This is a genomic window from Sphingobacterium mizutaii, from assembly GCF_900187125.1.
In the GTDB taxonomy this organism is placed as follows: Bacteria; Bacteroidota; Bacteroidia; order Sphingobacteriales; family Sphingobacteriaceae; genus Sphingobacterium; species Sphingobacterium mizutaii.
Map to the genome: position 1 here is coordinate 1,486,226 of NZ_LT906468.1, position 22,240 is coordinate 1,508,465.

Annotated in this window: 22 protein-coding genes and 2 tRNA genes; 13 read left to right on the plus strand and 11 right to left on the minus strand. The window is 40.7% G+C overall.

The window, feature by feature from the left end; translation table 11 throughout:
- Positions 1-103: 103 nt before the first annotated feature.
- Positions 104-736: a nitroreductase family protein gene (locus CKW03_RS06355; protein WP_093095121.1), complete on the minus strand. Its 633-nt coding sequence runs from the start codon at positions 734-736 to the stop codon at positions 104-106.
- A 29-nt stretch (positions 737-765) separates the two neighbouring features.
- On the minus strand, positions 766-1,368 hold the full coding sequence (locus tag CKW03_RS06360) for a TetR/AcrR family transcriptional regulator (RefSeq protein WP_093095123.1): 603 nt from the start codon (positions 1,366-1,368) through the stop codon (positions 766-768).
- A 119-nt stretch (positions 1,369-1,487) separates the two neighbouring features.
- Here CKW03_RS06360 and CKW03_RS06365 point away from each other — a divergent pair, with 119 nt between their 5' ends.
- On the plus strand, positions 1,488-2,357 hold the full coding sequence (locus CKW03_RS06365; protein WP_093095125.1) for a patatin-like phospholipase family protein: 870 nt from the start codon (positions 1,488-1,490) through the stop codon (positions 2,355-2,357).
- Here the strand turns inward: CKW03_RS06365 and CKW03_RS06370 are convergent.
- On the minus strand, positions 2,354-3,181 hold the full coding sequence (locus CKW03_RS06370; protein WP_093095127.1) for an alpha/beta fold hydrolase: 828 nt from the start codon (positions 3,179-3,181) through the stop codon (positions 2,354-2,356). The genes CKW03_RS06365 and CKW03_RS06370 overlap by 4 nt on opposite strands.
- A 138-nt stretch (positions 3,182-3,319) precedes the next feature.
- On the opposite strand from CKW03_RS06370, the gene CKW03_RS06375 reads away from it, so the two are divergent.
- From CKW03_RS06375 to obgE, 4 genes are all read left to right on the plus strand, one after another.
- A tRNA-Arg gene (locus tag CKW03_RS06375) sits at positions 3,320-3,393 on the plus strand.
- A 191-nt stretch (positions 3,394-3,584) separates the two neighbouring features.
- A tRNA-Arg gene (locus tag CKW03_RS06380) sits at positions 3,585-3,658 on the plus strand.
- 72 nt (positions 3,659-3,730) lie between these two features.
- The gene (locus tag CKW03_RS06385) at positions 3,731-4,300 is read left to right on the plus strand and encodes an adenylate kinase (protein WP_093095129.1); all 570 of its coding nucleotides are present in this window, start codon (positions 3,731-3,733) and stop codon (positions 4,298-4,300) included.
- 25 nt (positions 4,301-4,325) lie between these two features.
- Positions 4,326-5,324 carry a GTPase ObgE gene (gene obgE, locus CKW03_RS06390; protein WP_093095132.1) on the plus strand — a complete coding sequence of 333 codons (999 nt, stop codon included), beginning with the start codon at positions 4,326-4,328 and terminating at the stop codon, positions 5,322-5,324.
- Between the two features lie 421 nt (positions 5,325-5,745).
- Here the strand turns inward: obgE and CKW03_RS20300 are convergent, their stop codons facing one another.
- Complete coding sequence (locus CKW03_RS20300; RefSeq protein WP_169918981.1) at positions 5,746-5,919, minus strand: hypothetical protein; 174 nt, start codon at positions 5,917-5,919, stop codon at positions 5,746-5,748.
- Positions 5,920-6,079: 160 nt separating this feature from the next.
- Here CKW03_RS20300 and CKW03_RS06400 point away from each other — a divergent pair, with 160 nt between their 5' ends.
- Entirely contained in the window at positions 6,080-6,850 is a 771-nt protein-coding gene (locus tag CKW03_RS06400) for a TIGR02757 family protein (RefSeq protein WP_093095136.1), read from the plus strand.
- 4 nt (positions 6,851-6,854) lie between these two features.
- Here the strand turns inward: CKW03_RS06400 and CKW03_RS06405 are convergent, their stop codons facing one another.
- From CKW03_RS06405 to secDF, 4 genes are all read right to left on the minus strand, one after another.
- On the minus strand, positions 6,855-7,292 hold the full coding sequence (locus tag CKW03_RS06405; RefSeq protein WP_093095137.1) for a GNAT family N-acetyltransferase: 438 nt from the start codon (positions 7,290-7,292) through the stop codon (positions 6,855-6,857).
- Positions 7,289-8,287 carry a type I glyceraldehyde-3-phosphate dehydrogenase gene (gap, locus tag CKW03_RS06410; protein WP_175486271.1) on the minus strand — a complete coding sequence of 333 codons (999 nt, stop codon included), beginning with the start codon at positions 8,285-8,287 and terminating at the stop codon, positions 7,289-7,291. The genes CKW03_RS06405 and gap overlap by 4 nt, the downstream gene beginning before the upstream one ends.
- Entirely contained in the window at positions 8,287-8,916 is a 630-nt protein-coding gene (locus CKW03_RS06415) for a peroxiredoxin family protein (RefSeq protein WP_093095141.1), read from the minus strand. Before CKW03_RS06415 ends, gap begins: the two co-directional genes overlap by 1 nt.
- A gap of 174 nt (positions 8,917-9,090) precedes the next feature.
- Positions 9,091-12,114 (minus strand): protein translocase subunit SecDF, encoded by a 3,024-nt coding sequence (secDF, locus tag CKW03_RS06420; protein WP_093095143.1) that lies wholly within the window; start codon positions 12,112-12,114, stop codon positions 9,091-9,093.
- Positions 12,115-12,495: 381 nt separating this feature from the next.
- Here secDF and CKW03_RS06425 point away from each other — a divergent pair, with 381 nt between their 5' ends.
- On the plus strand, positions 12,496-12,846 hold the full coding sequence (locus CKW03_RS06425; RefSeq protein WP_139185401.1) for a DUF4870 domain-containing protein: 351 nt from the start codon (positions 12,496-12,498) through the stop codon (positions 12,844-12,846).
- A 71-nt stretch (positions 12,847-12,917) separates the two neighbouring features.
- On the opposite strand, the gene CKW03_RS06430 is transcribed toward CKW03_RS06425, so the two are convergent.
- The gene (locus tag CKW03_RS06430) at positions 12,918-13,385 is read right to left on the minus strand and encodes a hypothetical protein (RefSeq protein ID WP_093095147.1); all 468 of its coding nucleotides are present in this window, start codon (positions 13,383-13,385) and stop codon (positions 12,918-12,920) included.
- 210 nt (positions 13,386-13,595) lie between these two features.
- Here CKW03_RS06430 and guaB point away from each other — a divergent pair, with 210 nt between their 5' ends.
- From guaB to nhaA, 4 genes are all read left to right on the plus strand, one after another.
- The gene (guaB, locus tag CKW03_RS06435) at positions 13,596-15,071 is read left to right on the plus strand and encodes an IMP dehydrogenase (RefSeq protein ID WP_093095148.1); all 1,476 of its coding nucleotides are present in this window, start codon (positions 13,596-13,598) and stop codon (positions 15,069-15,071) included.
- Between the two features lie 158 nt (positions 15,072-15,229).
- The gene (locus tag CKW03_RS06440; protein WP_093095150.1) at positions 15,230-15,355 is read left to right on the plus strand and encodes a 30S ribosomal protein THX; all 126 of its coding nucleotides are present in this window, start codon (positions 15,230-15,232) and stop codon (positions 15,353-15,355) included.
- A gap of 248 nt (positions 15,356-15,603) precedes the next feature.
- Complete coding sequence (locus tag CKW03_RS06445) at positions 15,604-17,040, plus strand: alanine/glycine:cation symporter family protein (RefSeq protein ID WP_093095151.1); 1,437 nt, start codon at positions 15,604-15,606, stop codon at positions 17,038-17,040.
- Positions 17,041-17,046: 6 nt separating this feature from the next.
- Positions 17,047-18,216 (plus strand): Na+/H+ antiporter NhaA, encoded by a 1,170-nt coding sequence (gene nhaA, locus CKW03_RS06450; protein ID WP_093095153.1) that lies wholly within the window; start codon positions 17,047-17,049, stop codon positions 18,214-18,216.
- A gap of 40 nt (positions 18,217-18,256) precedes the next feature.
- Here the strand turns inward: nhaA and CKW03_RS06455 are convergent, their stop codons facing one another.
- Entirely contained in the window at positions 18,257-19,555 is a 1,299-nt protein-coding gene (locus tag CKW03_RS06455; RefSeq protein WP_093095157.1) for a DUF389 domain-containing protein, read from the minus strand.
- 100 nt (positions 19,556-19,655) lie between these two features.
- A complete protein-coding gene (locus tag CKW03_RS06460; protein WP_093095159.1) occupies positions 19,656-20,525 on the minus strand; it encodes a helix-turn-helix domain-containing protein in 870 nt (289 codons plus the stop codon).
- Positions 20,526-20,639: 114 nt separating this feature from the next.
- Here CKW03_RS06460 and fucP point away from each other — a divergent pair, with 114 nt between their 5' ends.
- Both fucP and CKW03_RS06470 read left to right on the plus strand, forming a co-directional pair.
- Entirely contained in the window at positions 20,640-21,890 is a 1,251-nt protein-coding gene (fucP, locus tag CKW03_RS06465) for an L-fucose:H+ symporter permease (protein WP_093095161.1), read from the plus strand.
- A 16-nt stretch (positions 21,891-21,906) separates the two neighbouring features.
- The gene (locus CKW03_RS06470; protein WP_093097687.1) at positions 21,907-22,236 is read left to right on the plus strand and encodes an L-rhamnose mutarotase; all 330 of its coding nucleotides are present in this window, start codon (positions 21,907-21,909) and stop codon (positions 22,234-22,236) included.
- Positions 22,237-22,240: the final 4 nt, after the last annotated feature.

A 22,240-nucleotide genomic window follows, 5' to 3' on the forward strand; every position in this document is an offset into this window, starting at 1 on the left:
TGAAATAGATGGTAATGTAGTTCGTCTGATCGATTGGAGATTATTGTTGATCAAAAAAGGCCCCGAATTTCTCGAGGCCTCTTCAAATATGTTGGATGAAATTTTAGTTTTTGCTGATTACAAAGTTCTCTTTGGTAATCCTAACTTTCTTCAAGTTGACCAACCAATCATTGGATTCATCGCGGTGACCTAATGCCAAGATGGTTACGGAACGTAATCCTAATTCGTCCAGGCCTAGGAATTGGTCTAGCGCCAGGCTATCAAAACCTTCCATTGGCGTGGCATCAACGCGTTGCTCAGCTGCTGCTGCAATAGCGATTCCAAAACCTATATAGGCTTGACGTGCAGCATGTGCAAAATGTTGGTCTTTCGTCTGACTGTTGAACCTGGCCATTAGGCTGTTTTTATAATCATTTGCGAACCCTGGAGCCAATCCGCGTTCTTGCTCTTGTTGTAAGAACACAGAATCCACACGTTCCTGTGTATATTCATCGTATGCCGCGAATACCAATAAGTGTGAAGAATCAACGATTTGCGATTGGTTATAAGCCAAAGGAAGAATCTGTTCTTTGATCTCTTGGTTGCTGATTTCGATGACCTTGAAAGGATGTAAGCCCGAAGAGGTGGGTGCAAGTCTAGCTGCCTCGATGATATAATCTATTTTCTCTTGTTCTACAGCCGCTCCTGTCATTTTTTTAGTAGCGTATCTCCATTGTAAATCTTGTAGTAAGCTCATTCTCTTAAAATTTATGATAGTGTTTCATGTTAAACCAATATGGATTTTATATAGCCTTCAATAGCGTCTTTAAGGACGGCTGAGGGGCAGATGTTCTCTTTGCTGTTCAAGGCTAGCAGGTCCATGGCGACAATACCATGCAGGATAGACCAAAGGGTCTTCAGTTTCAGGTATCGGTCCAGGTCTGTCTTGCCACTTGCTAGGATCGCTTCATCGATCAAGGCTAACATCAGGTTGGATACCTTTTTGATTTCTTCCGATTCATTGGTTTTTTCACAAGTTGGGATTCCCAGGCCAAACATAATCTCATAATGTTTCGGGAAGTTCACTGCGAATAACCAATAGCCTAATGAAAGCTGTTTGATCTTAGTGTTGATGCTTTCTTTCGTGTCAATTTCGTGGTTGATGGACTCCAATAAATTAATGAAACCTTCCTGGACGAAATGAGCGGAAATAGCCTCTTTATTCTCAAAATGCTTGTAGATCACAGGGACAGAATACTCGATGGCATCGGCAATCTTTCGGATAGAAAGTGCTGCCCAACCTTCTTTTTCGACGATTTCACGGGAGCAGGTTATGATCTGTTCCTTGAGTTCTTGTTGTTGTCTGAGTTTTCTTTCTGTAAGTCCCATTATGCATTTTGTTAACAGTGTTAGCAAAAGTAACAATGATATTTATATGTTGCAAACATATACTTAAAACAAACATCAAAATGACAATTAGCTTCGGGAAATAAGTTTTAACTTTAAGGATGAACTTCTTAAAAAGTAAACGCAAAGTATCATTGGTCTTAGGAAGCGGCGGAGCTCGTGGACTGGTTCAAATAGGGGTTATCCGTAGTTTAGAAGAGAAAGGATATGAAATCGATGAGGTGGTAGGTTGTTCGATTGGTTCTTTGATTGGCGCTGCCTATGTCGAAGGGAAAATGGGGAAACTGGAAGATTGGATGCGGTCGATTACCCGAAGGCAGGTCTTTAAACTGATGGATTTTACGAATCCAAAGTTTGGCTTGCTCAAAGGCGAGAGGGTCTTTGAGTCCTTGAAGGAAATCTTTCCGGACAAGAACATCGAAGATATGGATATTCCATTCCGGGCCATCGCTACGGATATGGTAAGTGAAAAAGAAGTGGTGTTCGATAAGGGGAGCGTTTACAAAGCTATTCGTGCTTCAATAGCCATTCCAGCTGTGTTTACCAGTATAGAAAGTGAAGACTGGAATCTGGTGGATGGAGGCGTAATCAATCCTTTACCCATCAATTATGTGCGAAGGAAAAGAAGGAACATTATCATTGCCGTGAATCTGGATGGGAAACCTGATGCTGAATATGGCCCATACAATGGCGCCAAGGGATTGAATGCGCTTTCGATGTTGCAGGAATCCTATTTTATGATGCGGAGACGATTGAGCCAATTGTCTGTTGAATTGTACAAGCCCGATTATGTGATCAATATCCCCCATAATATCGCTGGGATATGGGACTATGACAAAGCTTCTTTTATGATCGAGAAAGGTAAGGAACTTACGGATAAGGTGGTCCCTGATGTGCCCATCAAGAAGAAAGAGGCTAAGAAGAAAAATAAGTCTCCTAAAGAAAAAGAGAAAGAAAAAGAGGTCGTTTAATCGACCTCTAACAATAATTTATTCATGTGGAGATTAAACTCCTCTGGATGTTCCAAGTTTGGAAGATGACCGCATTCTTCCATTTCGATATATTTTGATCCTTTGATTTCCTTTGTCAATTCTTCCATGAGATTGGCAGGGGTAATTTTATCTTCCTTGCCGCGGACCACGAGGGTAGGGACTTTGACTTTTGAAAGGACTTCTGTGGTATCCGTTCGGGCCGCTAAGGCAAGTAAGGTTGCACAGATGGACTCGATGCTATTCCTTCGGATGCTACTTTTGATCAATTCAATGGCATCGGGGTTATTATCGATACTTTTCTTCGAGAAGAGGTTAGCGATAAAACCGATGGCATAGGGTCTGCGTCCGTATTGCAGGACGGCCTGGATGGCATCAAAGCGCTTCTGTTTACCAGCGTTATCATCCGCTTTGCTGTGTGTATCGGAGAGGATCAGTCCAGAAATCCGATCTGGAAACAATTGATAGGCTCTCAGGGCAATATAACCACCCATAGAGACGCCACATAAAACAGCTTTTTCAATTTCAAGTTTGCGCATGAATACGCCTAGGTCTTTAGCAAAGACATCGATGGAAAAAAATCCATGACCTTTTGTTGTATTGCCATGTCCGCGAATATCGACCGCTATTCCAGTGATATTATCTTCTAAACTTTTGAGCTGTTCGCGCCACATTTTTTTATTGAAAGGAAAACCATGTAGGAAAATGATCGTTTTTTCAGGTTGTTCGCTGGCCTTTTTGATATAATAGGAGATACTGATATCCCCAATCCGGATCTTGTTGCTTTTAATTATACGTTCCGCCATAATTTTAAATATATAAATATCAACACGATAAGCAAAATATAGTTTGAAATTGATTAAAAAAGGGAAAAAGGGTTTGGAAAATCTAAAAAAGTCCCGATATTTGCGCCACCTCAAAGGACAATTCGTCCTTTAAAGAATGCGCTCATAGCTTAATTGGATAGAGCATCTGACTACGGATCAGAAGGTTAGGGGTTCGACTCCCTTTGAGCGCACTTTCTTTTTAAACCCACAGCGAAAATCTTCCTTTAAAAAAATAATTCCTGCAGAGGAAAAGTGGAAAAATAAGTCATTGAGGCTGAAAGGAATTGGTTTTAAAATAAAAAAAAATTTTGCTGAGGATATTATTTCCTTATATTTGCATCACCAAAACAGAAAGGGCGTCAGTCGTATAGTATTGGTTGCCGCGCTCATAGCTTAATTGGATAGAGCATCTGACTACGGATCAGAAGGTTAGGGGTTCGACTCCCTTTGAGCGCACTTGGAAAGAGCCTAATTCTTATACGGGATTAGGCTTTTGTTTTTTTACATCTAAAAAAATAACAACACATTATGCTAAACCTAGTTTTATTCGGACCTCCAGGGGCAGGTAAGGGGACCCAATCGGCTAAATTGATCGATAAATATGCCCTGCACCATATTTCTACTGGAGATATGTTCAGAGGACACATCAAAAATCAGACTCCACTGGGTAAAGAAGTGAGTCAGATCATTGCTGATGGTAATTTAGTTCCTGACTCGATTACAATTTCTATGTTGGAAGAAGAGTTGAAAAACAATCCTGATGCAAAAGGATTTATTTTTGATGGTTTCCCACGTACAGTAGCACAAGCAGAGGCATTGGATAAATTTTTGGAAGCTAACCAAACTTCCATTACTGGGGTGATTGCATTGGATGTGGATGAAAATGAACTTACCCAGCGTATCGCTAAACGTCAGGAGATTTCTGGACGTGCTGATGATGCTGCTGATAAGTTGAAAAAACGTATCGAAGAATACTTCGGAAAGACCATTCACGTGTTGCCTTACTACGAAAACCAAGGTAAGTTGACCAAAGTGAACGGTATCGGTGAAATCGAAACGATTTTCGCTGACCTTTCAAACGTTATCGATAATTATTAATAAAATATTCTGAATAGGGAGAGATATGGCTCAGGGGTCAAATTTTGTTGATTATGTAAAAGTATGTTGTCGTTCGGGACACGGAGGTGCCGGATCAGCCCATTTGCACCGTGATAAACACACGGCTAAAGGTGGTCCTGATGGTGGTGATGGTGGTCGTGGTGGACATATTATCTTGAAAGGATCGCATCAGCACTGGACTTTATTGCACCTGAAATTCAGAAAACATATTATTGCTGAACCTGGTGAATCTGGGGGAAGTGCCCTGCGTACCGGCGCAAACGGAAAGGATGAAATCCTAGAGGTTCCATTGGGGACTGTTGCCAAAAACGCCGAAACAGGAGAGGTCCTTTTTGAAATCACGGAAGATGGTGAAACCAAGATCTTGACTCCGGGAGGGAAAGGTGGATTGGGTAACTGGCATTTCAAGTCTTCTACCGTTCAAACACCAAGATTCGCTCAACCGGGCTTACCGGGTATTGAAGAGTGGATGATCTTGGAGTTAAAGGTATTGGCAGATGTTGGTCTGGTAGGATTCCCAAATGCGGGTAAATCGACCTTACTTTCTGTGGTATCTGCAGCAAAACCTGAAATCGCAGATTATCCGTTTACCACCCTGGTACCTAATCTAGGGATAGTAAGCTATCGTGATGGCAAGTCTTTCGTCATGGCGGATATCCCGGGAATTATCGAAGGGGCATCTGAAGGTAAAGGCTTAGGACACCGTTTCCTAAGACATATCGAAAGAAATTCGGTATTGTTGTTCTTGGTCCCTGCAGACACGGATCGTACCATCGCCGAGGAATACGAGATCTTATTGAATGAATTGACCGCCTATAATCCCGAATTATTGGATAAGCCGAAGCTTTTGGCGATCAGTAAATCGGATATGCTGGACGAGGAGTTGGAAAAGGAAATGGCCCTACAAGTACCAAAGGGGATACCATACCTGTTTATATCTTCCGTTACCGGAAAAAATATCCAGCAACTCAAGGATATGATCTGGAAAGAAATTAATTCTTAATTTTAAAATATAGAAGCCATCGAAAGATGGCTTTTTTTGAACCAGGATTCAAGGGATTCGAGGATGGACCAAGATCATGCTTGACATTTCGATGGATGTTGATTTTTTTCTGTCATGTTGAGGAACGAAACATCTCGGAACTATCCAAACTTCCAAAACTAATAACATCATTTATATTATTGACATTCAGTTTCTTATATTTCGGTTATGACTACGATTGGCGTACAGTTCCTGTACCTTCGGTACAGAATGACAGAATCCTTGGGGAGAAGAACCTTACAGATTCTTCGCCTTTCTCAGAATCGCTCTTTAGCGCATTTCCAATTCTGAACGGAAAGTGAAGAATCTGTACGGTTCTCCACTATTAATGCGTGTCATCCTTTACCGAAGGAAAAGGACCTGTACGCCAATGCAAAACCTATTATATGTTCAAAATAGGATGCGGGCTTATGCAATAAGCCCCTACGGAATTGGGGTCAATTATAGTCAAGGAAGCAAGCTTCATATCATAATCTTGGTCCATCCTCTTATCCATTCCATCCTGGTTCAAGCCCAGATCTTGGTCCATCCTCCCATCCCATCCATCCTGGTTCAAATATCTGATGGTCGAGCGGCATCTCGGCTTCGCTCGATAACCGTCGAACCCCAAATATCCACTGGGTTCAACTGCCCCCCCCGACTCCCCTCGGGGATCAAACCCTTTCCCGCTTCAAACTCTCCCGCCATTCTCCTTTCTTTTCCTTAATTTCGCAACAATGGATTTATCATTAAAGGAATTTTTGGACCGTAAAGTGGAGGAATTCAACCAACCGAATTTTATTCCAAATGACCCGATCAGTATTCCGCATCAATTTTCGTTAAAGCAGGATATCGAGATCATGGGTTTCTTTGCGAGCATCTTGGCTTGGGGACAACGTAAAACCATTATCAATAAATGTAATGAGCTTATCCAGCGGATGGATGGCAGTCCCTATGATTTTATTATCAACCATCAAGATCATGACCTGAAAAATATGCTTGGATTCAAGCATAGGACTTTCAATGATACGGATCTGCTATATTTTATCAGCTTTTTCCAATACCATTATAGGCATTTCGAGAGCTTGGAAGATGCCTTTTTACAGATTAAAGAAGGGGAGGAGTTCACTGTGGAGCAATCCTTAAATGGTTTTAAATCTTATTTTTTCTCTTTGGCGGATTTTCCCGAAAGAACCAGGAAGCATGTCAGTTCACCGCTTCAGAAATCAAGCTGCAAGCGATTGAATATGTTTCTGCGTTGGATGGTCAGGAAGGACGATAAAGGCGTGGATTTCGGGATCTGGAATAAGATCGATGCCAAAGATTTGATCTGTCCTTGTGATGTGCATGTAGAAAGGGTGGGTAGAAAGTTTGGATTGATCCAATCGGACAAGGTGAATTGGAAAACCGCATTAGAATTGACAGAAAATCTACGTTTATTGGATCCAGAGGACCCTGTAAAATATGATTTTGCCCTTTTTGGACTAGGAGTCGCCGGAGAATTATAAGGGTTTAATAAAAAGGAATATACATCTCCTTATGTTTTCCTGCATCCTTATATTCGAATTCATCGGAGAAGAACTCAAATCCCATTTCTAAATAGAATGGATAGGCGATTTCACGGGCGATACACCAAAGGTAATCTCCATGCAATTGTGTTTTGATATGTTCTTTGGCTGCGCCTAATAATTCTTTCGCATAACCTTTCCGTCGAGCGTCTGGCTGGGTTGCCATTCCGCGCAAGCGATATCCTTCATGGGGAAGCTTGGGATGATTGGTCTTGTGGACCGTTAGGACACATTGCAGGATGTTTTCATCGTCATAGAGGCCTAAATGGAAGCTGTCTGGCTTTAAATCTTCTGGATTGATGCAAAGCTCCAAAGCCTTGCCTTTTTGCAAGACAGCGCTCCTTAGGGGCAAAGTATCCTCTACTTTGATAAATCGGATCATCGGCTTGCTAGTTTCTGTAGGATATCGACCAATCTATTGGAATAACCAAATTCATTGTCATACCAGCCTACTACCTTGACCAAACCACCGACAATACTGGTAAGTTCAGAATCAAAGACGCATGAATATGGATTATTGATGATATCTACGGAAACGATAGGATCTTCCGTGTAATAAAGTACATTTTTTAATTCCCCCTCTGCTGCTTCCTTAAACTTTTGGTTGATTTCTTCCACCGTTGTTTTTCGGGCAAGGTTACAGGTGAAATCCGTTAAAGAGCCATTTAAGACAGGTACCCTGATTCCTGCACCGCCAAGCTTTCCATCCAAATGCTTAAAGACATTGGTAATGGCTTTAGCAGCACCGGTGGTTGTTGGGATGATGGATGCTGATGCAGCCCTAGATCGCCTAAGATCACGATGTGGCGCATCGTGTAAGTTCTGGTCACCGGTCATGGAATGCACGGTCGTGATGTAACCATCGACTATCTCCCAGTTTTCATCCAAGATCTTGATCAGTGGAGCGACATTGTTGGTGGTACACGAAGCATTGGAGAAGATCGGGGTATTCCAATCAAAATCCTTATCGTTGATACCCAGTACGACCGTTGGGATTTCTTTGTCAGGGGAAGGGGCAGAGATGATTACTTGTTTGGCTCCAGCTTCCAGGTGCTTTGCTGCCAATTCTTTCTTGACAAAGAAGCCTGTTGATTCTACAACGAGGTCAATATTCAAGTCTTTCCAAGGAAGGTCTTCTGGATTCCTTTGGTTCAAGATCACAATGGACTTGCCATCAATGATCAAATGGTTTCCATCAAAATCTACCGTTCGATTCAATGGTCCGTGGACCGAATCGTATTTGAATAAATGTGCCAATGTTTTTGCATCTGCAAGATCATTAATGGCTACAACCTCGATCTGGTTGAGGTTTCTGTTCAGTAGATTTCTAAGGGTATGGCGACCGATACGGCCAAAACCATTGATGGCAATTCTCATTATTTATTAAATTCAGCGATTACTTCATTGATATCTTTTTCACCTTCCCAATAGGTTTTCAATTGGCCATCAGGGCCATAAACATAATTGGCAGGGAACATATTCGGGATATGGAATTTCTGTACGAACTCTTGGTTTCTGTCCCAAAGCATTTCAACATTTGGTTTTCCGTCAAGTTCCTTACCGAAAGTACTGAAGAATTGCGCCATCAAAGCAGGGTCATTCATGGATACATAGACCACATTGATGTCTTTGATCTTGTCGTAATTTTTAGCTAGACCTTTGGTCTCATTTTGACAGTGGCTACATCCTGGATCGAAAAGTACGAATACGGTATTTTTACCAGCAGGTAGATCAGCCTTGGTATAGGAGATTCCAGATTTTACTTTATAGAAATTGAACTCAGGGATACTCAATGCTGCAGCCTTTGTTGTTTGGGGTGCAGCAGGAGCAGGGCTACTTGATTGTGCTGTTTGCTCGTGAGCAGAGTGGTCATGGGCAGCATGGTCATGGCCGGCATGTTCATCATGCGCTTCCGTATTTTCTGTTTTTTGCGGTTGGTTATTGCATCCCACAGCTAATACACCTAAAGAAAGGCAAAGAGAGGATAGGATTAATTTATTTCTCATGTCTTGTGTTTAAGATTCAAAACTAATAAAAAATATAGAGTATGCCGGCTGCGATGCTAGAATAAACATTATTTTGACATAATAAATGGCCTATTCTGACCGAAGGATTTAAGATGGCATAAAAAAAGGCCCTGAACTTTCAGGGCCTTCTATTTTTCAGGTAGATTCCAAAAGTTATGGAGTTACTACTTTTGCTTGTTTTTTGTCTTTTTCTTTGGCAGAATCTGCTAAGTGTTTACCAGCACTTAGGTCATAAATAGCAGGAGCCGCTAAGAAGATCGAAGAGTAAGTAGCTACTACGATACCCACAAGGATAGCGAATGAGAAACCACGGATAACTTCACCACCAAAGACGAACAATACAGCTAACACGAAGATTACAGTCAATGAAGTAATCACGGTACGGCTCAATGTAGAGTTGATCGCTTTGTTGATGGTAGTTCCCATATCTTCATGGTGTGCATTTGGTTTCTTCAAGTATTCACGAAGACGGTCAAATACAACCACCGTATCGTTCACTGAGTAACCTAATACGGTTAGGATCGCTGCAACGAAGTGTTGGTCAATATCTAATGAGAACGGTACGATACCATCTAAGATCGAGAATAGACCCAATAAGATGATCGCGTCGTGTACTGTTGCAATCGCTGCACCAGCTGAATATTGCCATTTATGGAAACGAACCAAGATATAAGCTGCAATCACGATAATCGAAAGGATTGAAGCATAGATAGCACGGTCGCGGATGTCACTTGCAATGGTTGGTCCTACTTTTTGTTGAGATAGGATTTCGTATTTGTTTCCTTGAATTTTAGAAAGACCTTCATTCAATTTTCCTAATACTTCCTTGTCAGCTTCATCGCTTGTTTCTTCAATATGATAAGAAGTTGTGATACGCAATTGGTTTTCACTACCGAAAGTCTTAACCTCGGTTGTAGTACCAAATACATTGTCTAGGTTCTCACGAATATTTTCAGGAGCAACGTTTTGATCATAACGTACGGTATATGTACGACCACCTTGGAAGTCAACTCCATAAGAGAAACCTTTGACCATGATGGCAGCAAATGAAAGGATCACGGCGATCAATGAAATTCCATAAGCAACTTTTCTTTTCTTGATGAATTGGAAGTTGGCATTTTTCAAGGTATGGTTTGACCAAGGGAATGACAAAGTGATTTTCATGTCTTTGCTCAACATGTATTCGAAAATCAAACGAGTGATGAAGATCGCTGTGAACAAAGAGGTAATAATACCGATCATTAACGTTGTTGCGAAACCTTGGATTGGACCAGAACCTGTAAAGAATAGGATCAAACCAACCAAGAATGTAGTGATCTGCGAGTCAAGGATCGAAGGCATGGCATGTTTGTACCCATCGGCAACAATCTGACGCGGAGATTTACCAAGCGCTTGTTCCTCACGCATACGTTCATAGATCAGTACGTTTGCATCCACCGCGGTACCCATCGTCAATACGATACCTGCGATACCTGGTAAGGTCAGTACTGCATTCAAGGAAGCAAGAACCCCCATTAAGAAGAATACGTTGAAGATTACCGCGATATTCGCTGCGATACCCGCACGATTGTAATAAGCGATCATGAACGCCATAACCACGATAATACCGATAACAGCTGAGTTTACACCTGAATCAATAGCAACTTGACCTAATGAAGGACCTACGATAGCTTCTTCCACGATCTTAGCTGTTGTAGGAAGCCTACCAGCTTTCAATACGTTTGCTAAGTCTTTCGTGTCTTCAATAGTGAAGTTACCAGAGATTTGAGAGTTACCGTTAGGGATTTCTTCGTTTACACCAGGTGCTGAATATACAACACCATCCAAAACGATAGCGATTGCATCTCTGTTTTGAGCAGCTTGGGCAGTTACACGTTTCCATTGACGAGCACCATCAGCATTCATTTCCATAGAAACGATTGGGCTGTTTTGTTGGTCGAAACCTTCACGGGCATCGGTAATCACCTCACCTGTCATTACTGGGCCGTTTTCAGCTCCAGTAGTTTTGATTGCGTATAGCGAAAGGAAATCCTTTGCATTGTTTTCAGGTTTTACAGCCCATAACAATTTCAAGTTTCCAGGGATAATCGATTTTACCTCTGGACGAGCAAGCAAAGCATTTACTTTAGCAGTGTCTTTTAAGTTAGCATAACCTACTACGGCACCAGGAGCCAATTGTTGTTGGCCGTTTTGGCTGAACGTAGAAGGTGATAATACGGCAAATAGCGGGTTTTCAGCTAATGCTGCTGCATTTGGTTGTGCTGAAGAGTCAGCTGATGCAGAGTCAGAAGATTTTTGGTTAGCCCCTAATTTTGCCAATAAGTTTTCTTCTTTCTTAGTGCTGTCTGCCGCAGTAGTTGCAGCGGTAGAATCAGAAGCAACATTTGCAGCTGGTTTATTAGCTTTCAAAGTTGTTGCCAAGGTTCTGTTCACATTTTCTAATAAAGAATATACCTGTGGATTTTGATAAGTTTCGTAGAATTCCAATTTCGCAGAACCTTGTAATAGCTTACGAACGCGTTCTTCATCGTTTACACCAGGTAATTCGATTAAGATACGGTTGGTTCCTTGTTGGATTTGGATGTTTGGAGAAGCTACACCGAATTTGTCGATACGCGTACGCAAAACTTTATAGGAGTTTTGGATAGCGTTGTCTGCTTCTTTGTCCAAGAAATTACGGACATCGGATTCAGAGCTGTTACCCGTGATTACTGCGGAGTTATCTTTTGTAGCAAAGAAAGTAGCAATCGGCGTGGTAGCACCAGTAGCTTTATATTCATTCAAAAATAATTCAATCAACGAAGTGTTGGTTGTTTTACTTTTTTTCACTGCATTCTCTAATGCTTTGTTGAAGTTTGCATCCTTAGGATTGTCTGCTAAATTGGCGATCAATTCGTTCAATGAAATTTCCATTGTAACGTTCATACCACCTTTTAGGTCTAAGCCTAGCGCAATTTCATTGGATTTTGCTTCGCGATAAGTGAATTTAGCAATACCTATATTATATACTTCCTCACCAGCAATGGAATCTAGGTAGGCTTTTTCTTTAGCCATGTCGCCTTTGGCGTATTCCGCTGCGTCTTTCTCAACTTTTCTAGTTACAAAAGTGAATGATAAGGAGTAGAGGCACGCTAAGGAAACCACTATCACCAAAAATTTAATCAGCCCTTTACTCATTGTCTAATCGTAATAAATTATGGTTTTTTATGTTTTTTTTAAGCTTAATAATATTTTACCAAGATTCGCAAAGGTATAAAAAAATTATATAATGAAAATAGTATATCAAACTTAATACGGAAAAAGTTGTTATTAAATATTGTCTTCATTTTCAGATAGAATTGTATTGTCATAAACCTAATTTTCCGTGTTATTTTTGGGTTAACCTTTTTGCTCTTTGGAAAGGCATCTATTTCATGGCTTTCAGGTTCATGGTTGAACAATTACCTGAAAATGCCCTGAATTCAGGGATACCTTGCCATGTTGTATTTCGATAAGTTTGCAGTTCAGGTCAATTATACATTGGCCATTGCACAGCTAAAAACTAATAATCAAAAAAATATGGACAGAAATGAATTGAAATTGAATGAGGTAAAGAATCAAGATAATAAGAGCATTGGGATAATTTCCTATTTGACTTGGATCGGTTTATTGCTGGCCTTTATCCTGAACAGGGAAAAGAACGATCCATTTGTCAAGTTTCATATCCGCCAGAACTTGGGCTTATTTGTGCTGGGGCTTGTAGCTGGGCTATTGCATTATATTCCAGCAGTAGGGGGGATAGTTACTTATGTAGCCTTTACAGGATTGTTTATCTTTTGGGTGATTGGCTTGATTGGAGCGATCAATGGGAAAGAAAAGGAAGTTCCCTTTATTGGGAATATGTTCCAAGACTGGTTTAAGGGGATTTAAGTTGGTAAGACCAAATTAAAAAAGGCTTTTCGCTAATTGCGAAAAGCCTTTTTTATAAATTTTAATTCAGCTTATTTCAAAGTGAATTTAAATCCTAAGCTAAAACGTGCAGCTTCAAAGTTAGACTCGTGAGAAAGGTTCCACCAAGGTTTCCAATCAAAATGTAGTGCTAAAGGAGCAGCAGGGATTTTGTACTCAAGACCAGCAGCTGGACGTACAGCAAACCAAGTCTCATCACCACCGAAACCTAATTGAGGACCAACACCTACATACCATCCTAAACCGTTAGTACCAGCGAATTGTTGGTTGTAAGAGTAGTCAGCACCAACAGCAGTGAAGTTGTCACCGAATAATACCTGAGCGTTACCCGCATTGTTACCACCGAATGAATGTTTGATCTGTGGACCGAACAAAGTAGCGCCATCACCTAAGTCAATAGCTAAACCGATTGCTGTTTTATAAGGAGTCTGAGCTTTTGCTTCGTTAAAACCAAAAACTAATGCAGCTGCAGCTGCTAATGATAGTAATGTCTTTTTCATAAATATTGTGTTAATTAAACTTTAATTTATACATGATTAGCAATTAGCTTGCCAAAAATTTAACATTCCTTTAACTAATTGCTCAAATACCTGTTTTCCGGTAGTGGGGGACTAATGTCGATTTTATGTAAATAGTTATTTAGAGTTTTATTATTTTATAAATTTTCGTAAATTTGCCTCGCAAATAGGAAACCCCATTTAATATTTGCTATGCAATTAGATCCACAAAAATTCGTACAAGAAGGCCTTACCTACGACGATGTATTATTAATTCCTGCATATTCAGAAATCTTACCTCGTGACGTAGACACAAGCACATTCTTAACTAAGAAAATCAAATTAAATATTCCTTTAGTATCGGCCGCTATGGACACTGTAACAGGTGCTGATTTAGCGATAGCGATTGCTCAGGCAGGCGGAATCGGTATGTTACATAAGAATATGACCATCGCAGAACAAGCTGCTGAAGTGCGCAAAGTAAAGCGTTCGGAAAGCGGAATGATCCAAGATCCGGTCACCTTATTGGAAAATGCTACCGTAGGTGATGCTTTTCAGATCATGAAAGATCATAAAATCGGCGGTATTCCAGTGATTAATTTGGAAAGTAAATTGGTTGGGATTGTTACAAACCGTGACCTTCGCTTCCAAAAAGATATGGCTCGCCCAATCAGTGAACTGATGACCAAAACCAATTTGGTAGTGGCTCCTGAAGGGACCGATTTGATCAAGGCTGAGGAAATCCTTCAGAACCACAAAATCGAAAAACTTCCTGTAGTTGATACAAACGGTGTATTGAAAGGATTGATTACTTTTAAAGACATTCAGAAATACAAACACTATCCAAATGCAGCAAAAGATGAACATGGTCGTCTTTTGGTTGGTGCAGCGGTAGGTGTGACTCCCGACACCTTAGAACGTGTTGAAGCTTTAGTAAAAGCGGGTGTTGATGTGGTGACCATTGATACGGCGCATGGACATTCTCTAGGTGTTATCAATAAATTAAAAGAAGTAAAAGCGGCTTACCCGAACCTTCAAGTGATCGTAGGTAATATTGCTACCGGAGATGCGGCAAAAATGCTCGCTGATGCTGGTGCAGATGCGGTGAAAGTAGGTATTGGTCCTGGATCAATCTGTACTACCCGTATTATTGCTGGGGTAGGTGTTCCGCAATTATATGCAGTTTACGAAGTTGCTAAGGCTTTAAAAGGAACTGGAGTTCCTTTGATCGCTGATGGTGGTATCAAACAGACCGGTGATATTGCAAAAGCAATTGCAGCGGGTGCAAACACTATTATGGCAGGTTCCTTATTTGCAGGTGTTGAAGAGGCACCAGGTGAAACCATCTTATTAGAAGGTAGAAAATTCAAGTCCTATCGTGGAATGGGTTCTGTAGAAGCTATGGAAAAAGGTTCTAAGGATCGTTATTTCCAAGATGTGGAAGATGATATCAAGAAATTGGTTCCAGAAGGAATCGTAGGTCGCGTGCCATATAAGGGTACCCTAGCAGAAGTCGTTTACCAATATATCGGTGGTTTGCGTGCTTCTATGGGTTACTGTGGTGCTGCAACCATTGAAAAATTACAAGAAGCGAAGTTTGTCCGTATTACGGGAGCTGGATTGCGTGAGTCTCATCCTCATAACATCCAAATCACAAAAGAGGCACCTAACTACAATAGTAGAGGGTAAGCTCGCCTTCATGGGGTATTTGAACAGGGTTATTATTTCAATACCCCTGTTTTTTTTATAGTCCTTTCCTTTTTAGCTTATTTTGTAATACGCCTCATTTTTAGTAACTTGAGAATCCAAAATATATTTTTATTTAACAATAACATAATAACTAGCTTATGGGAAAAGGAGATAAAAAAAGTAGAAAAGGAAAGATCATCATGGGATCATACGGTAAAAAAAGGCCTAGAGATCCCTGGAAACATAAGACTACAGTAAAGTCTACAGAAGAAAAATCTAAATAGAACATATTTTCTGAAATGTAAGAAGCATCTTGATGAAAGGTAAAACTGGATCAAGATGCTTTTTTTATGCTATGTATATTGGTTAAAATTATCCTTCCCTTAAATTTTCTGCTTGTATTTTATAGAAAAATTGGGTCAATTCTTTCTATAAAATTAGCATGATATATAGAGATTATCTATGCAATAATTCCGTAAAGCATTGGAAGTATTCTATATTTTAGCGGACCTACCAATTGAGGGACGGATTTATGCAGGAAATTATAGACAAAATTTATAGTATAGTTTGGAGTGATGCTTTGGTGTACTTATGCCTTTTGGCAGGGGTATATTTTACGATTCGCTTTAAATTTCCCCAGTTAATTTATTTGAAAGAGATGGTCCGCCTTCTCTTTAAAGGCAATAGTTCCAAAAAGGGGATATCCTCTTTTCAGGCGTTTTCATTGGCCATATCCGGCCGTGTTGGGACTGGCAATATTGCGGGAGTAGCCACAGCGATCGGAATGGGTGGCCCTGGAGCAGTGTTCTGGATGTGGATTATTGCGTTTTTGGGAAGTTCATCGGCCATTATAGAAGCGACACTGGGCCAATTGTATAAGGAAGAAAAGGATGGGCAATACCGTGGTGGTCCAGCATATTATATCCAAAAAGGATTAAAGAGTAAGGTATTCGCTTGGGTTTTTGCCATTGTGACCATTATCAGTACGGGCTTTTTATTGCCAAGTGTACAGAGTAATAGCATTGCATTGGCTATGAAGTCGGCTTTTGACTTCTCGCCAATGGTCATTGGGATCTTTTTAGTATTGCTTTTGGGTTTTATTATCATCGGCGGAGTAAAAAGGATCTCTAAAGTTGCTGAATATGTAGTTCCATTTATGGCAGGTGCCTATATCTTGATGGCTGTAGTCATCATTGTCCTGAATATCCAACAAGTTCCAGCGGTTTTTAAATTGATCTTCCAATCGGCCTTGAATTTAGAGGCTACATTTGGAGGAATAGTTGGTTCTGCTATTTCTTGGGGTGTGAAACGTGGTATCTATAGCAATGAGGCGGGGCAAGGTACAGCTCCACATGCGGCAGCCGCTGCCGAAGTAAGCCATCCGGTAAAACAAGGCTTGGTACAAGGTTTTTCCGTTTATGTGGATACCTTATTCGTTTGTACAGCTACTGCTTTGATGATCCTGTTTACGGGTCAATATAATGTTGCGGATTCCGCAGGAGGCTTTATTGTACAGCATATCCCTGGGGTTGAAGCTGGACCGGAGTTTACCCAATTGGCAGTTTCGCAACATTTCCCTTCATTAGGAGCAGGATTCATAGCAATCGCATTGATGTTCTTTGCTTTTACGACGATCATGGCTTATTACTATATCGCAGAATGTAATGTGAGCTTTATCGGTAAAAATAGAAGTAGGACCGCCTTGATTTGGGTTCTGAGGGTAATGATTCTGGGTTCAGTTTATTTGGGATGTGTCTCAACAGCCAAGATGGCTTGGGATCTGGGCGATATTGGCGTAGGAATGATGGCTTGGCTAAACATGATCGCCATTATTTTGTTGCACAATAAGGTCTTGAAACTTTTCAAGGATTATAACCAACAACGGAAAGAAGGAAAAGACCCTGTTTTTAATAATTCGGAAACGAAGTTTTCGGATGTGGGGATTTGGGAGAAAAATAAAAATATATAATTACCTATGGCTAAATTAATTAATCTGAACGTTTTTAAGGATTTCTTTGCGTCAAGTAACGCGGGTGGGATCATGTTGTTTCTATGTGTTATCCTTTCCATGATCATTGCAAATAGTCCCTTGGCGGCATCCCTTCAAAATCTTTTGGACTTGCCATTAGGATTTGAAACGGAATCCATCCACTTGAAATATTCTGTTCTACTCTGGATCAATGATGGTCTGATGGCTGTTTTCTTTTTATTGGTAGGCTTAGAGATCAAACGTGAAATTGTAGAGGGTGAACTTTCTTCGCCTAAGAAAGCGAGTTTACCGATTCTATGTGCTATTGGTGGTGCTGTTGTTCCGGCCTTTATCTATTTATCTTTTAATGCAGGGCAGGAGACGGCAAGCGGCTGGGGTATTCCAATGGCAACAGATATTGCTTTTGCATTGGCAGTGATCAATTTACTGGGAAATAGAATTCCTTCCAGTCTTAAGATATTTCTAGCGGCATTGGCTATCGTGGATGATTTGATAGCGATCTTGGTTATTGCCTTTTTCTATTCATCGGGTATCGAATTGACTTATCTCTACTATGCAGCTGCAGGAATGGTAGTTTTGATCTTGATGAATAGGTTCAATGTGCTTAATCCTTATCTATATTTGATCCCGGGTGTGTTTATTTGGTACTTTATCCACCATTCTGGTATCCACGCGACTATTGCTGGGGTTTTGGTGGCGATGACCATTCCTACCAATGATACGGCTATAGAATCGCCGTTGGAGCGCCTTGAGCATGCATTGACCAAGCCAGTAAATTTTCTGATCATTCCGCTCTTTGCTTTTGCAAACACCAATATTACCTTGGAAAAGGAAATGCTAGGCGGTTTGACCTCGGGCTTGGGTCTGGGAATATCATTGGGCTTATTGGTCGGTAAGCCGATCGGTATCTTATTAACTTCTTTTTTATGTACGAAGGCTAAACTGAGTTCATTGCCTGAAGGAAGTAATTGGAAGCATATAATTGGGGTAGGGCTGCTGGCTGGTATCGGTTTTACCATGTCCATCTTTATCGCCATCCTTTCCTTTAACGATCCAGAGCATGTCTCCGAAGCTAAGCTTTCCATCTTGTTGACTTCATTATTAGCTGGGGTATTTGGCTATCTCGCCTTAAATTCCAAGAAAGAATATAAATAAAAAACAAAGGGAGGCAATTTGAAATGCTTCCCTTTGTTTTTTATTGATTTGTCCTTACGATTTGGATATTCCCTGTTTGCAGTTTGTTTTCTAGCCATTTCCTTAATTTGTCCAGCTCATCCGGATTTATTGGTTTTTGAGCATTGTAGGTAATGATGTTTTGATAGTGGCTGCTATCAGGTGAAATTACGACCAATTGCTTTCCAATGCTGTATGGAGCCAATTCCGGGAATAGGATGTTTATTTCATTGATCAGGTTTTGATCGTCAAAAGTATAAGTAGACAATTCTTTCCTTAAGTTCTGGATCGTTACATCTTTCTCGGAAACATTGCGGGACTGCCTATTGATCTCTTCAAGAATATCCCTTTTTAGGTCGGTGCTATCCTGTCTTATCAAAAGTGCCGTATTTTCAATGTTGTATGAAGCTAATTTCATGTTGAGGTCCTTGACTTCCAAGGAGTCGAATTTTTTGTCCAAGAAGGCTAGTTCTATCTTCTTTGGTCTGCTATTGAAATAGGTGTTCTCATATATTAGAGTATAGCCCTTGTTTACAAACTCATTCTGGATGAAATTATCAACGTTTTGGCTGTATTTCTTTTCTTGAAGCAGGAGATAGGCTAAATAGAAACTTGGAATCAGTATCACTAAGATTAAGGTGCTGATGGTCCTTGTGATGCGTGTTTCCTTGGCTTGATCAACAAATTTTACTTTAGGGTATTTCAGTAATTTGACAATTAAGAAGGTGGATATACAGATAAAGAAACAGTTGATGGTATAAAGATACAGTGCCCCGCCGAAATAACTGAAATTTCCGATGGCTAGTCCATAGCCTGCGGTACAAAGGGGTGGCATCAATGCAGTGGCGATGGCTACTCCTGGGATTGGGTTACCTTTTTCTACTCTGGTTAGTGCTATGACGCCGGCTAAGCCGCCAAAGAAAGCGATGAGGACATCGTATATGTTTGGGGCTGTACGAGCCAGTAATTCTGATTGGGCCTCTTTAAAGGGGCTTAAAAGAAAGTATAAAAAGGAGACGAATAGGCTGACAATCGTGGCGATGGCCAGGTTCTTTATCGATTTCTTTAATAAGGTGAAGTCATAGGTGCCTAAGGCAAAGCCGGCACCCACAATAGGTCCCATCAATGGGGAAATTAACATAGCTCCAATTATGACCGCCGTGGAGTTTACATTCAAGCCTACCGAGGCCACAACAATGGCGCAGGCTAAAATCCATACATTGGCTCCTCGAAAGGAAATGCTGGAGGTTACATTCTCTAAAACTTTGTCTTTGGCTTCTTCCCCAAAATGTAAGTTTAAAAATCTATAAAGTTTGTTCATGGCAGTGTGATTCTGCCTGCAAAAATATTGTTTAATATTAATTGAAAAAATAAAATGGTTTGCTTTCGGGAAATTTTACCAAGATCTATTGACTCATCCCTTAAGTCCTGAACTGGTTTGGGGTGGTGCCTGTAATGCTTTTGAAAGACTTGTGGAAGCTCACAAAATTGTTGAATCCAGAATCATAGCAGACTTCTTTGAGGCTGATGTTGCTGTTTCGCAATTGAAAACAGGCATGGGAAATCCTTACTTCATTGATAAATTGCACCGGTGTCTTACCGGTTTTATGCTTGAAATACCTGCAAAATGAGTTTTCAGTCATCCCTGCTACCTTTGCCAAGTCCTGAAGCATGATTTTGTGCTTATAGTTTTCGCGGATGTAGCCCATTAAGCTGTTCATCCTAAACTGGTCTTCAGACTGATCCAGTATAGAGTAATTTTCACTGATCAATTCCTCCGATAATAGGTTAGGAACCGCATTCAAGCACTCCAAGAGGAGGAAAAATTTGATCATTCCGCTAGATTGGATGCATTTTTGGATCTGGCTGTCAAAAAATCCATCTTGATCGATGGAAATATACCTTCCTCGGCTCGATTGGTCTAATAACTGTTTGATTTGAACCATCTCAGGTGCCTGCAATAACTTCTCTATGCCGAAATCATGGATAAAATGCACCACGATACAATCAATGGGTTCTTCGGGCTTTTCGGGGTTGGATATTTCATCAAATAGCCAATAATGTGGGATCTGAGAAGGGATCAACACCGCAATTCCAGCATGGAAACTTTTGATGCGATCACCAATAAATAGGGTTCCAGATCCTTTTTTTACATAAACCAATTCCCATTCCTCATGATAGTGCCAGATGGATTGATACTTAGGGAAATAATCCCTGCGCATCTGGAAACTTTGATTTTCAGTTTTAGGGACAGCGAGTTGTTTGATGATCATGAGGTCTAATTTATTCATAAAAATTGAATTGCAAAGGCAGACTATGGTAAAATAGTTTATTAATTAGGTAATATAGTTCAATACTTTCTGCTGAAATATCTCGTATTTAGTTTTTCAATTATATCCCACAACATGAACAATCGCAGTAACGCTGTAGCTATCGTATTAATCACATCCCTGTTTTTTTTCTGGGGATTTATCCATAACCTGGACCCTATATTGATAGCTCACCTAAGAAGTGCTTTCAGTTTGACCCATCTTCAAGCCTCTTTGGTGGATTCAGCAGTGTTTATTGCTTATTTGGTCATGGGGATTCCAGCTGGTCTGATCATGCAGAAGTATGGGTATAAGGTTGGGATTTTAGTTGGATTGGTTCTTTTTTCGGTAGGTTGCTTTTTGTTTGTACCGGCAGCAAACACCATGAGCTATGTGTTTTTTCTATCGGCCCTGTTTGTGGTTGCATGTGGTATCACCATTCTTGAAACGGCTGCAAATCCATATATGACTGTTTTAGGGGATCCTAATACAGCTACGCAAAGGTTGAATTTCGCTCAATCTTTTAATGGTCTGGCTGCATTTGTTGCTCCGATCGTAGGCGGAAAGTTTATCCTGACTGAAGATCCAAAGACGGTGGAACAGGTGGCAGCTTTGACAGATGCGGAGCGATTGGCTTATATCCAAACGGAAACTGCTGTGGTAAAGGGGCCATATGTGATTTTAGGGATCATTATTTTGGTTGTGGCCTTGATCTTTTTCTTTATTAAACTTCCTGAAGTGAAAGAGGAAGAAGGTGAGGGAAAAGGCTTTTTAAAAGCCTTGCGACATAAAAATGTGGCTTGGGCTGTGCTAGCGCAATTCTTTTATATTGGTGCGCAGGTATGTGTTTTAAGTTTTCTGATTGTGTATGCCGTCGAAGTTTCAGGGATTGAGGCAAGGGATGCGAAATATTATGCTGGTGTAGCAGGTTTGATGTTTATGTTAGGACGTTTTGTAGGAACATTCTTTATGCGTTATATCGCTCCTGCGAAGCTGTTGTTGTATTACGCGGCGATTTCGGCCTTGCTAACCTTACTTTGTATCTTTGGGACTGGCGTTATCACGCTTTATAGCATGGTGGCCATTGCATTCTTTATGTCGATCATGTTTCCGACGATCTTTGCAATAGGGGTTGAAGGTACTGGTGCTGATACCAAATCTGCTTCAAGTTTGATCATTATGTCCATTGTGGGAGGGGCATTATTGCCTCCTGTCTTGGGCTATGTATCTGACTTGACGGGACACATGCAGTATGGTTATTTTGTAGTGTTGGTTTGTTTCTTGGTGGTGGCCTTGTTTGCTACCCAAAACAAGAGCGACAAGCTAACTGTTAAACAAGGACATTGATAAATAGAATATGAGTATTAAAAGATATGCCATGGCCTTGGATTTAGTGGATGATCCAAAAATGATCGCTGAATATGAAGATCACCATAGGCGCGTTTCTGCGGAAATAAAAAAGTCGATTACCGACGCTGGCGTGACGGTAATGGATATATATCGCTTTGCTAATCGACTGTTTATGATTATGGAGGTGGATGAAAGCTTTAGTTTTGAGCGCAAAGATAAAATGGATGCTGAGAACCCCGCTGTACAGGTTTGGGAGCAATTGATGTGGAAATATCAGCAGTCTATTCCAGGATCTAAACCTGGCGAAAAATGGGTAATGATGGAACAAATATTTGAATTATAGTACC